Source organism: Kovacikia sp. CALU 1929, from assembly GCF_056784235.1.
Window position 1 is genome coordinate 142,685 of record NZ_JBXBCF010000119.1, and the last position, 12,797, is coordinate 155,481.

Annotated in this window: 9 protein-coding genes; 5 read left to right on the top strand and 4 right to left on the bottom strand. The window is 48.6% G+C overall.

From position 1 onward, the window contains the following. Window positions 1-114: 114 nt before the first annotated feature. The 3 genes from AC1S52_RS33125 (at window position 115) to AC1S52_RS33135 (ending at window position 3,171) form a co-directional block, all read left to right on the top strand. The gene (locus AC1S52_RS33125; RefSeq protein ID WP_482033321.1) at window positions 115-873 is read left to right on the top strand and encodes a glycosyltransferase family 2 protein; all 759 of its coding nucleotides are present in this window, start codon (window positions 115-117) and stop codon (window positions 871-873) included. Next, on the top strand, window positions 866-1,933 hold the full coding sequence (locus tag AC1S52_RS33130) for an NAD-dependent epimerase/dehydratase family protein (protein ID WP_482033322.1): 1,068 nt from the start codon (window positions 866-868) through the stop codon (window positions 1,931-1,933). Before AC1S52_RS33125 ends, AC1S52_RS33130 begins: the two co-directional genes overlap by 8 nt. A 173-nt stretch (window positions 1,934-2,106) precedes the next feature. Further along, entirely contained in the window at window positions 2,107-3,171 is a 1,065-nt protein-coding gene (locus AC1S52_RS33135) for an NAD-dependent epimerase/dehydratase family protein (protein WP_482033323.1), read from the top strand. On the opposite strand, the gene AC1S52_RS33140 is transcribed toward AC1S52_RS33135, so the two are convergent. Beyond that, window positions 3,158-3,829: a class I SAM-dependent methyltransferase gene (locus AC1S52_RS33140; protein WP_482033324.1), complete on the bottom strand. Its 672-nt coding sequence runs from the start codon at window positions 3,827-3,829 to the stop codon at window positions 3,158-3,160. The genes AC1S52_RS33135 and AC1S52_RS33140 overlap by 14 nt on opposite strands. 75 nt (window positions 3,830-3,904) lie before the next feature. Between AC1S52_RS33140 and AC1S52_RS33145 the strand changes: the two genes are divergently transcribed. Further along, on the top strand, window positions 3,905-4,849 hold the full coding sequence (locus AC1S52_RS33145; RefSeq protein WP_482033325.1) for a glycosyltransferase family 2 protein: 945 nt from the start codon (window positions 3,905-3,907) through the stop codon (window positions 4,847-4,849). Between the two features lie 9 nt (window positions 4,850-4,858). Beyond that, window positions 4,859-6,670, top strand: a complete 1,812-nt coding sequence (locus tag AC1S52_RS33150; RefSeq protein ID WP_482033326.1) for a glycosyltransferase family 2 protein — start codon at window positions 4,859-4,861, stop codon at window positions 6,668-6,670. 146 nt (window positions 6,671-6,816) lie between these two features. On the opposite strand, the gene AC1S52_RS33155 is transcribed toward AC1S52_RS33150, so the two are convergent. The 3 genes from AC1S52_RS33155 to AC1S52_RS33165 form a co-directional block, all read right to left on the bottom strand. Further along, window positions 6,817-8,079 carry a hypothetical protein gene (locus AC1S52_RS33155; RefSeq protein ID WP_482033327.1) on the bottom strand — a complete coding sequence of 421 codons (1,263 nt, stop codon included), beginning with the start codon at window positions 8,077-8,079 and terminating at the stop codon, window positions 6,817-6,819. Window positions 8,080-8,237: 158 nt separating this feature from the next. Then, a complete protein-coding gene (locus tag AC1S52_RS33160; RefSeq protein WP_482033328.1) occupies window positions 8,238-9,500 on the bottom strand; it encodes a hypothetical protein in 1,263 nt (420 codons plus the stop codon). Between the two features lie 220 nt (window positions 9,501-9,720). After that, complete coding sequence (locus AC1S52_RS33165; protein WP_482033329.1) at window positions 9,721-12,600, bottom strand: CHASE domain-containing protein; 2,880 nt, start codon at window positions 12,598-12,600, stop codon at window positions 9,721-9,723. Between the last annotated feature and the right edge of the window lie 197 nt (window positions 12,601-12,797).

Genomic DNA, 12,797 nt, shown 5'->3' on the forward strand with positions numbered 1-12,797 from the left:
CAACCCTGTGAACCTACAAGCAATCTTGTCAAAGCGACCGTAGAGAATAATGGGTTCTGATGACATCCGCTATCTCAGGTTGTATACTTAGCCGGATGGTGCGGTGGAGGAGAAATGAAGCTGTCTATTGTGATTCCTGCTCACAATGAGCAGGGCTGTCTGCATGACACGGTTGCTCAGTTAGTCAGCGTTTTGGAGCGTGAGCGGATTCGTCATGAGGTGTTGATTGTTGATGACAACAGTACGGATGACACGCTGCTGATCTGTCAGCGGTTGACAGTTGCGTTTCCAACAGTGCGCTACATTCAAAATGCCCCACCCAATGGGTTCGGTTTTGCCGTGCGCTGTGGGCTGGAGAACTTTGAAGGGGATGCGGTTGCGATCGTCATGGCAGACGCTTCTGATGACCCGGAAGACCTGGCAAAAGGGTATTACAAATTGTTAGAAGGGTTCGACTGTGTCTTCGGTTCCCGCTTCATTAAAGGCGGGGCAGTGGTTGATTACCCAGTTCATAAGCTGCTGATAAATCGATTGGCAAACTGGTTTGTCAAAACCCTATTTGGTCTGCGCTACAACGACACGACCAATGCCTTTAAGCTGTACCGGCGAGAGGTGATTGAGGGAATTCAGCCTATCCTGAGCCATCACTTCAATTTGACCGTAGAACTTCCGTTGAAGGCAATTGTACGGGGCTTTAGCTATGCAGTGGTGCCAATTCGCTGGTACAACCGGAAGGCGGGAATCTCCAAGTTAAAGATCAAGGAGATGGGTAGCCGCTACCTGTTCATTGTCCTTTATGTGTGGCTGGAGAAGTATCTGTCTCGTGGAGACTATCACCGCCGTAACCGGGTTGCCGAGAAAGTGAATGCCTGAAAAAGTACTAATCCCTGGTGGGGCTGGTTTTGTGGGCAGTTCCCTGGCGATCGCCCTGAAAACTCGCCATCCAGACTGGGAGATTACCTGTTTGGATAATCTGCGTCGGCGCGGATCGGAGCTGAATCTGCCCCGGTTTAAGTCATCAGGAATTCGGTTTGTGCATGGCGATGTGCGATCGCCCTCGGATCTTGACCCTTCGGCGTTTGAGGTCGATACCATCCTGGACTGTTCGGCAGAACCCTCTGTACTGGCAGGCTTTAGTTCCCCCCAGTACGTGCTGCAAACTAATCTGCTGGGCACCATCAATCTGTTGGAACTGGCAAGGCAAGTCAGGGCACGGTTGCTGTTTCTTTCTACCAGCCGAGTGTATCCCATTCAGGCGCTCAAGTCTCTGAATCTGAAGGAACTTCCAACTCGGTTTGAAATCGCAGCCGATCAGTCCATACCAGGGGCATCCGCCCAGGGAATTTCAGAGCAGTTTAGCTTGCAGGGGGCACGTTCCCTCTACGGCACTACCAAACTTGCTTCGGAACTGTTGATTGAAGAATACCGGGATGCTTATAGGCTGCCAGCCATCGTCAATCGCTGTGGTGTGCTGACGGGTCCCTGGCAGATGGGCAAGGTAGACCAGGGGGTGTTTGTCCTTTGGGTCGCTGCCCACTATTTTGGTAAGCCGCTTAGTTACATAGGTTTTGGTGGTAACGGTAAACAGGTCAGGGATCTGTTGCATGTGGATGACCTGCTGCAACTGGTAGACTACCAGCTTGAGCATTTTTCTGAACTGGATGGGGCGGTGTTAAATGTCGGGGGCGGCACCGTGAATAGCCTGTCTTTGCTGGAAACCACCCACCTCTGCGAGGACATTACAGGTAAGCGGATTGAAATCCGGTCAGTGTTGGAGGAGCGCCCCGGTGATATGCCCGTTTTCATCACCGATTCCTCTGAAGTCATGCAACAAACGGGGTGGAAACCCACTAAAGATCCTGAAACAACCTTGCAGGAAATTTATCAGTGGATTGTAGAGAATGAGGAAACGTTAAAAACCGTTTTACTGTAAAGTTTTTGGGTAAAGAAGTTGGTTCGGTAGTGGTTGGATGGGCTGTAATGCTTCCCTGGCTTCCGGTAAGGTTGAATTGGAGGATTCTTCAACCGCTCCATTCCAGTCGTGCTTCTGGCTGTCATTCTGGTAGCTTTTCTGTTTGATTACTTAACGGAGGATGGCTCAATCAAATGCCTACTGTACTGGTCACAGGTTCCGCAGGGTTAATTGGTTCAGAAGCGGTTCATTTCTTTGCCCGCAAAGGGTTTAACGTCGTAGGTATTGATAATGATCTGCGATCGCACTTCTTCGGGGAATCAGCTTCAACCCAATGGAATCGGGATTTACTCAAGGACAAATACGGCGACCAGTACTGCCACCATGATCTGGATATTCGCGATCGCGAGGCAATTGAAACCCTGTTCAAGGACTATTCCAGCGACATTGATTTGATTATTCATACTGCCGCTCAACCGTCCCATGACTGGGCAGCCAGCGACCCCCATATGGATTTCACCGTGAACGCCAATGGAACGCTGGTGCTGTTAGAAGCGACTCGTCAATATTGTCCTGAAACCGTCTTTATCTTTACCTCAACCAACAAAGTTTACGGTGACACCCCCAACTTCCTGCCCCTGCAAGAACTGGAAACTCGTTGGGAAATTGACCCCCAGCACCCCTTCTGGGTTGGGATTGATGAGTCGATGTCAATTGATCATTCCAAACACTCCCTGTTTGGAGCCTCAAAGGTGGCAGCCGATGTACTCGTTCAAGAATATGGGCGCTACTTTGGCATGAAAACCGCCAGTTTTCGGGGTGGGTGCCTCACTGGACCGGCTCACTCCGGGGCACAATTGCACGGGTTTCTGGCTTATCTGATGCGCTGCACAATCTGCTCCGAACCCTACACGATCTTTGGCTACAAGGGAAAGCAGGTACGGGATAACATTCATAGTTTTGACCTGGTGAATGCTTTCTATCACTTCTACCAGAACCCTCGTAGTGGTGAGGTCTATAACATGGGTGGTTCGCGCCATAGCAACTGCTCTATGCTGGAGGCGATCGCCATCTGTGAATCTCTCGCAGGCAAAAAGTTGCAGTATTCCTACGCGGAAAACAACCGTTCCGGTGATCACATCTGGTACATTTCCGATGTCCGCAAGTTTGAGTCCCACTATCCTGACTGGCAGTACGAATACGACCTGGATACGATTTTGCGGGATATCTATCACGCTCAGGTTGCTAGGCTGGCTTAGACGCGACTGTAAACAACTGGGCACCCAGGATGTTCCAAACAACTGGCAGCTTGAGATAGATCTTCAGTAAAGCTGGAGATGAAGGGCGACCCTTAGTGGAAAACGGCAGGAATCTGGGAATCATCACATCAATTCTAAAGCCAATCGTTTTTAAGACTTCTTCCAGGGAGATATGGGTGATTGGCAAGTGGTGGTCAATGAAGTCGTAGTACTCCCTGAATGAATACTTGAAGTTTGGTTGAATCACTAACAGCTTTCCTCCCGGATTGAGGTGTTTATAGCAAAATGCCAGCACTTCAATCAGTTCTTCTTTGCTGCGTAAATGCTCAAAGAAGTTGGAAACAAAGATGCGATCGAACGTTTTAGACAAAGCTTTTCGTTGCTCAAAATCGAGTACATTAATATTCATCACCTGCACATCCGGATCAGCAAAGTGTTTCGCATCTGGGTTCAGGTCGATTAAATACTTTTCCCGTGCCTGCACCTGATTGATAAATTCGCAGTAACCGCCCCCAATATCTAAAACAACAGCATCTTTACCAACGAAGGGTTGGAGAAATTGTTGAATTAACACCTTCCAAAGCTTTGCCTTAGCCTGCTGTTCTTGCAGATTAAACCGATTGGAATATAGCTTTGCAAGGTATTCCTGTTGTTGCATAGGATGAGGCTTTGGTAAACATCTGCCCTAGCCTACCATTGACCCGCTTGACTTGATAATAGAAAAGAGTAATGTATGAGCCAGTCTGAACCCATCGTTTCCGTGATCATGCCCTGCTACAACCAGGGCAAGTATCTGGATGAAGCAATAGAGAGCGTCCTTGCCCAAACCTTCCAATGCTTTGAAATTATTGTGATCAACGATGGCTCTACCGATGCAGAAACCATCGAAATTTTGTGTGATTACCAGAAACCTGGTGTCTCCATCCTCCACACTGAAAATCATGGTCCCGCTTCCGCCCGCAATACGGGCATTCAGCAGGCACGAGGGCAATATATCTTACCCTTAGATGCAGACGATCGCATCGCCCCCACTTACCTGGAACAGGCAGTCAAAATTCTGGACGAAAACCCCAATGTCGGCATCGTTTACTGTGAAGCTGAGTTTTTTGGTGAGAAGACAGGTAAATTTGATTTGCCTGGATTCAACTTTCCAGGTATTTTGCTGGGCAACATGATCTTCAACTCCAGCTTCTACCGCAAAGCCGACTGGGAGAAAGTGGGAGGCTACAAAGATAACTACCGTGGTTGGGAAGACTACGACTTCTGGCTTTCTCTGCTTGAACTGGGTCGGGATGTCATTCGCATTCCTGAAACTCTGTACTTCTATCGGCAAATCAATACTTCCAGAAGTAACTCCATGAACCGCCAAAACTGGGTAGAAGACTACGCCCGTTTGTTCCAAAACCACCCCAAATTATATACCCAAAACATCAGTACCCTGTTTCAGCATATTGTTGATTTGCGGGAAGATGTTCACCAAACCCACTCCCGACTGGCAGAGGCTTTGCAGCAACTTCAGCAATCGCATCAACAACTTCAACAATTCCAGCAACAACTCCAGCAAGCGGAGCAACAACGGTTACAGGCAGAAGCCCAACTCTCTGCCATACTCAGCAGCAAGTTTGGGCGGCTGTATACTTGGTGGAGCAAGTTTAAGGCAAAGCTAGGAAAGGGTTAGTAGTTAGCAATGAATGTTTCCAGCATCACTACGAAGGTAGGAAAGCTGTTCAAGGTCTGGCGAGAACGGGGGACATATGGGCTTCTGAAGTTTCTGTATCGGCGTTCCCAAGAGGCACTGAAGGGCAAATTTACCTATGACGAATGGGTTGCGAGAACCCGTCTCAACCGATTGGATCTTCAGAATGCACGGCGACAAATCAACCAGTGGCAGCATCGCCCTAAATTTTCGGTGATTCTGCCTGTTTACAATGTCGAAGGGAAATGGCTGGAGAAAGCGATTCAGTCTGTCCGCAACCAGATTTACCCCGATTGGGAACTGTGTATTGCCGATGATGCATCTCCCCAGTCCCACATCAAGCCTCTGCTGACGCGCTACAGCAAACTGGATCCCCGGATTAAGGTGGTGTTTCGGGCTGAAAACGGCAACATCGTCGCTACCAGTAACGATGCCCTGGAACTGGCAACGGGGGATTACATTGCCCTGTTAGACCACGATGATGAGTTGGCGATCGATGCCTTGTTTGAAGCTGCCAAACTGATTAACCAGCACCCAGATGCCGATTTCATCTACACGGACGAAGACAAGATTGATACCCAGGGCAATCGCAAAGATCCCTTTTTCAAGCCAGATTGGTCGCCCGACTACTTCCATGCCTGCATGTATACCTGCCACATGGGAGTCTACCGTACCAGCCTGATTCGCGAAATTGGTGGCTTTCGCCCCGGTTACGATGGCTCCCAGGACTACGATCTGGTTCTACGGGTGGTTGAGAAGACCCAAAACATTTACCATATCCCCAAAATTCTTTACCATTGGCGAATTATTCCCGCTTCAGTCACGGCTGGCGGAGAGCAGGCAAAACCCTGGGCATATATTGCTGCTCGCAAAGCGTTAGAGGACATGCTGGCACGCAGCCCCTACCCCGGATGGGTCGAAACCACAGCCAGGGCTGGTTTTTGGCGGGTGCGGCGGCATATTGTTGGCACGCCGTTGATCAGTATTATCATTCCCAGTGCGGGCAGAGTCATCGAGACCCCACAAGGGGCACTAAACGTTCTGGAAAATTGCATTCAAAGTATTCAGCGCAGCACCTATCAGAACTTTGAAATTGTGGTGGTAGACGGGTACGACATTCCAGAACCAACTTTGCAACTCCTGATGCAGCCTTCAGAAACAGGCGCTTCTAGTATTCAGCTGGTTCGTTGTGCCGATCCATTTAACTTTTCTCAACGAATTAACCTGGGGGCTACCAGTGCCCGTGGAGAGTTCTTGCTGTTGCTGAACGACGATACCGAAGTGATTACGGTTGACTGGCTAGAATCGATGCTGGAGTTTGCTCAGCAAGCGGAAATTGGAGCAGTTGGGGCAAAATTGCTGTTTCCTGATGGCAGAATTCAACACGCTGGAGTGATGGTGTTGGAGGGAAATGCAGGTCATGCCTATCACGGGTTTGATGGCGACCACCCTGGTTACTTCTGCTCCAATGTAGTCAACCGCAACTACCTGGGCGTCACCGCTGCCTGCTTGATGATGCGACGTGAGCTATTCTTGCAATTGGGTGGTATGGACGAACAGTTTCCTTTGAACTACAACGATGTCGATCTCTGCCTGAAGATCCATCAGGCGGGCTACCGAAATGTGGTCAGTCCCTATGTGCAATTGATCCACTATGAGTCAGTCAGTCGTCCTCAAGGACTGAACCCGAAGGAGTGGCAAAATCTGAACAACAAGTGGGGAGACTACTTTAACAAGATTAAGTATGATCCCTATTACAACCCCAACCTCTCCTACCGGGCGGTGACGTTTGAGCTGGTGTAGTAGATAAAAGGTGGGTGGTGCTGAATAGCAATATGAATTGGAAGGAAGTTTAAATTCATACAACTCTCAATTCATACCCAAACTCAGCAACGCCGATAAAAGGTGAGAGTAGCGAGAAAAGGAGTGGGCAGTAGCAGAACAGAATACTAGCGCTTGACCAATTTCATAAACCAGCCCGGTGGATTAATTGGGATGATGACTTCTGTTCCCGCTGGTGCTTGCTCGAAAGTAGCGGCGTGTTCCTGAAACTTCAGGTCAACTAGGGGTGGATACTCCCAATCAGCAAAAATGCCGATGGACATCACTGCCAGTAGTCCGATCGCTGCAATCCTCAATTTGTAAGGCTGCTGCTGTCGAGCTAACCATACCAGAGAGGCAACGAATGCCAGGCTCGGGATGAGCCAGTATTGGGTCATGGCACCGGGCAACCAAAGCCGTTTCCAGGATACTGTTGCCGATGCCAAGGCAGCAGAAACCGTGAGCGTGCCATAAAAGATGAAAAACCGCAGTTCTACAGGACCCTGAAGGAAGGCGTAAAAGACAATAATTGTTCCTAAGGCACCAATGACGTAAGCGATCGGATTATAGCCTCCAGATAGAGAAACGAGTGTACCATACCCTCCATGCCCAATCAAACTTGCCACAAATACCTGCCCTGAAAGAATCCTGGCAAACAGGTCAAAGGTAGGTCCCAAGTTAGTTGTGTCGCGAGCTGGGACAGATATCAACATCAGCCCATACACTTGAACCAGTAAGGCAAGTAAACTAGTTGAAAGCAACACCACTAACCATCGATGGGGGCATAGTCGCCAATAGAGAAAAGCAAACAGAATAAATAGAATTGAAAATGAACCACTGAGAGCAGATAAGAGGACAACACCTAAATCGAATAAACGCCATCCAATCGATTTGCTTGGCTGTGCCAAAATAACCAGACAGGCTAGTAACGCCAGGTGCCAATGAATGGTTGCAATGTTGGCATGAACGGCAAAACCATTGGGCATTGCCAGGTAGAGAAATGCTAAAAGCAGACGCACCCAGGGGCTAGGGATGGCTAACGCAAACCGGGAAGAAATAATTAGATTAACCGGCAAAACTTGAATGCTTAAAGCCAGAACATTCGCAATCAGGGGTGCCCAAGCCAGGGGAAAGAGTTGAACAAACCCCATAATTAATCTTTGAGCAAAGCATAAAGCGCCGGAGTAGGGTAGAAAAAGAGAATTGAGAAACCCCAGGTTGTAGGCACTGGCATAAAAAACAGTTCCATCCTCTGCCCAAAACTGAGCATTAGAAATTCGGGTAGGCTCTCTGGATACCAGAATAATGAAGGCAAGCGTGAAAATGACAATGTGGAAGCCACATCTGACAAAACCATGAAAACGCGAGTTGATATTAGTTAAAGTTTTCACGTTGCTTCTAAGGAAATTTTCAACAGACAAAATAACCTGTGGGTAAAGATTTAGCAGTACTGCTGGGTAAAGGACTTTGAGGAACCCTGCCCCTACTCACGAGCAAAATTTTTCATGGAAATTATCTCATTTACGAAGGGAAAGAACTGGTGATCATCTTAATGCTTATCAAGATACATCAACCAACCTGTTGGGTTGATTGGAATGGTAAAGGTAGTGCCTGGGGCTACCTGTTCAAAAGCATGTGCATACTCCTGAAACTTTAAGTCAGGCAGGGGGGGATGATGCCAGTCTGCAATGATGCCGGTAGGCATGACTATGAGCAACGAGATCGCCATTCCCTGCAACCAACGGAGGCGTCGTTGCCATGCCAGCCATGCCAGAGCAGCAACAAAGGTAAGCATCGGATTATACCAGTAACGGGTAGCCCCTCCTGGCAATACCAGATGTTCCCAGGGAACGGTTGCCGATACCAGTGCAGCTACGAAAAGCAATCCGCCATACAGCACAAACAACTGGAGTTCTAGGGGTGCTTTCAGCAGAGTATAAAGAAGGGCGATCGCCCCCAGGACAACCCCTACCAGTACAATCAGGTCATACCCCAGAGATGGTGAAAGCAACCTACCATAGGCTGCCTGCCCAATTAATGAACTGAGGAACACTTGACCAACCAAAATCTTGGCAAACAGGTCAACCGTTACTAGAGAAGCCTCAGAAGTGCGTGCTTCAGATGCCGTGAAAAAAAGTGCAAGCCCTTGCACGAGGGCACCAACCATAAAAATTCCAAGCAAGCTAAACAACTGGCGGCTTCGTCGTTGCCACCAATAAAGGAGGGCGATCGGCATCAAGAGAATAGCGAATGGTCCACTCAAGGAGGAAAGTAATACAATGCCAACATCAAAAATGCGCCATCCCCAAAAGGAATTTGGTTTTGCCAGGATAACCATACAAGCTAGCAATGCAAGGTGCCACTGGCTGTTTGTGATGTTGCCATAAACTTCAGAGGAATTGGGTAATCCTAAATAGAGAAAAGCTAGCAATAGCCGCTGAGAAAAACCAGGAATTAAGAACGAAAACCGGGAAGAGAATAACAGAATAACTGGTAAAACTTGAATCGCTAGAGCAATACTGTTCAACAGTAGAGGAGCCATGTGGAATGGAAATGGCTGAACAAGGGATGCTGCGACTCTTTGAGCAACACATAAATAACCGGCATAAGGGATTAACAGAGCTTTTAGAGAACCCAGATTATACGCATCAGAATAAAACACTGAACCATCTTCAGCCCAAAATTGGGCATTAAAAATTCGGTCAGGCTCTCTTGATACCAGAATAATGAAGGCAAGCGTGAAAATGACAATGTGGAAGCCACATCTGACAAAATCGGGAAATCGTGGACTGACGTTAAGAAAGGTTTTCACGTTGCTTCTGATTTGCAAGAGAAAAAAACTGAACCCGAAAAGCGAAGAACCTGAATATCCACCAGCAGGGAGTTACCTTAGCAGATCCAAGGATGTTTTAACAGGTTTTTAAAGGAGCCTCCTTGATCTTGATCCCCTCAACCTATGACTTATCTACCCATCCACTCTTCCACAAGTCGTCGCAGTTGACCCATCTACAAATCGCGGCAAGTCCACCTATTTATTCCTGGTGGTTGAGTAGGGTAATAATCGTTCTAAGTAACACTTCTGGTTCTACAGGCTTTGAGAGGTGCTGTTGAAAGCCCGCAGCAAGAGCTTGCTGCTGGTTGATTTCACCGGCATAGGCGGTGAGGGCGATCGCGGGCATCTGCCCCCCTTGGTCGAGCGATCGCTCCCTGATTTGGCGAATTAGCATGTAGCCATCGGTTTCTGGCATTCCGATATCACTCAACAACAGATCTGGTTGAAATGGAGTCAGAGCTTGTAAAGCCTCGGTAGCAGAGGCAACGGTTGTAACCTCCGCTCCGTTTTGCTCCAGGAAAAAAGTGAGGAACTCCCGCATATCTGCGTCATCATCTACAACTAGAATTCTCCGGTTAGCCAGGGGTAAAGAGTGAGTGGTGGAAAATGGGGAGCCATCTTGTTCATGGTTCAGCCAGAATCCGGTTTCTTCAGAGTCTGATGGGTTCTTCAAGAGCGGTAGCCTGACTGTAAAAGTGGACCCTTTGTTCTCCCCTAAACTGGCAGCGTGAACGGTTCCTCCATGTAGTTCGACGAGATGACGAACGATTGCCAAACCCAACCCCAAACCCCCGAACTGGCGGGTAGTTTTACTGTCTGACTGCCGGAAGTAATCAAACACATGGGGCAGAAATTCGGGGTCAATTCCTTTCCCAGTGTCAGTCACTATAATCTCGACATATTTAGAAGGCTGGGGGGGAGGTGGCTCTGCCATTGTCGAAGGGTCGGTTGGACTGTTCGGCTGTTCCTGAATAGATCGTTGAATAGGGGCTTGAATGAATGGCAAGGCTTCCGAGTGCTGATGACCGATCTTCAGTTGCCTTTCTAATCGCACATCTACCTGCCCACCGTCGGGAGAAAATTTCACAGCGTTGGAGAGTAAATTCCACATAATCTGTTGCAAACGAGCCGCATCTCCTAAAACCTGGATTGGCAGGACAGCGTTGCCAAATTCGGGGCGCAAACTTTGGTCAGAATTCCATATTGCAGAAGAATTGATCTGGGTTTCTTCGTCGCTGGGCGGCAGCGGAACCGTCCCCCCTCTGACTTCAAAATTCAAATTGATAGACTTGGCTTCTGCCGCTAATCGAACTGTTTCCAGAGCGGCTTCCGTCACGGGCACCAGGTCCACCGGAACCATCCTGAGGTTCAGTTTGCCCTGTAAAATGCGGGAGACATCTAGCAAATCTTCGATCAATTGGGTCTGAAGTTTAGCATTCCGTTCAATCGTTTCCAGGGCATAGGCTGTTTTGGCTACATCCAACTGACCGCTCCGAAGTAACCTGGACCAGCCCAGAATTGGGTTGAGGGGCGATCGCAATTCGTGAGAAAGCACAGCCAGAAATTCATCTTTGATCCGGTTAGCTTGCTCCGCTTCTGACCGTGCTGTTTTCTCCCTTATTAGCAGTTGTTCACGCTCTCGCTCAACCTGTTTGCGTTCCGTGATGTCAATGACCAATCCACCTATCAGGTTATTGCCAGAGGCATCTAAGATGGGAAATTTATAAACCAGAAATTCGCCAATGCTGCCATCGGGACGGGATGCAGACTCCACTGTTTCAACCACCCGTTTTTCAGCCATAACCATCCGGAGGTTTTCCATAGCTTGCTCAGCCGTTGCAGCCGGGCAGATTTCATTAATTGTCTTGCCAACGGCATCTTGAGCCACATTAAACATGTAATAGTAGGTCTGACTCAGATAGATAATGTAACCGTTGGGGTCAGTAATCCAGGCGGCAGCAGGATTATGATCCATGAACGTCTGAAACCGCTGTTCACTCTCCCGCAGGGCTTGTTCAGACTGGCGCAGTTCTGAGGCAGATTTCTCAGCCGCCGTCCAGGCTTGTACTTGCGATCGCGTAATACCAAATAAAATCAGGCTGAGTAGCCCGCCAGTCATAGCAATGAACGGGACCAACCGGCTTTCCGAATTCTTGTCCAACTCAGGACGGGAGTGAAACACAAGTAGCCAGGGTCGTCCGGCGACTTTCAGGGAAGTGGTTGCGGCAAATCGGGAATGGGGGCGATTGTCTTCCTCGGCATTAGAACGATGCAAGAGATTTTCCCGGCGGATTTCTGTGCCATCGTAAATTTGAAAATCAACATAGGAATTCAGGTTATGCCCAAAAATGCCACGAATAAAATCGTCTACTCGAAATGGGCTAAAGACAAATCCGCTCAGTGCAGCTTGTCGTTCGGCTACAGTGTTTGGGATCGAGTCCCCTACATAAACAGGCGCATAAATTAAAAACCCAGCTTGTTTATACTGATCGATCTCCTGCATTAGCGTGACCCGACCCGATGCGGCAGGATTTCCGCTGTCGCGGGCACGTTCCATCGCTTCCCGTCGCACAGGTTCCGTAGACATGTCATACCCAATCGCTGCCTGATTTCGCTGATCTAGCGGTTCGAGGTAGAGGATGGCATGGTACTCATCGCGATCGGCTGAAGGACGAATCGAAAAAGACGCCGAACCCTGCCGCCTCATCTCAGCGATCAATGCCTCTTTTTGAGCAGGGGACACCCGGATTGAGAAGCCAATACCCTGAATACCGGGATATTCCTGTCGTAGCTCCAGGTGATTGGCAAAGGCGCGAAATTCTTTCTGGTCAACTTGCTGACTGGCGATAAATAAGCCATTACCTGCCCGCAATAGGGCAATGTAAGTCTTGAACCGATCCTGAATTTGATTCTCAACCCGTTGAATCGCTGTATCAAACCGGAGTCGATCCCTGGCTCTGGCAGATAGCTCAATCGAAATGGTTGCGATCGCGGTCAGCAACACAGATCCCAATAGAACCAGGTAGGGAAAGGCACCCCGGTGAGGCTGAACCGATTTTGGGAGCAAATTACCTAACATACTGGTATGATGCTGCTCAATGCAGGGTTACAACGACGGGATAGTCCAATTCACCAAAGCTTCTGGCTCCAAACCCTTTAAAAAAAGCGAAATGGATAGGATTAAATCTGCGTGATCTTAAAGTCTGCTATTGATCATAGCTTTCCAGTATCCCTGTCCAGGCGATCGCTGGACTAACCTATTCATGCCTTAAGATG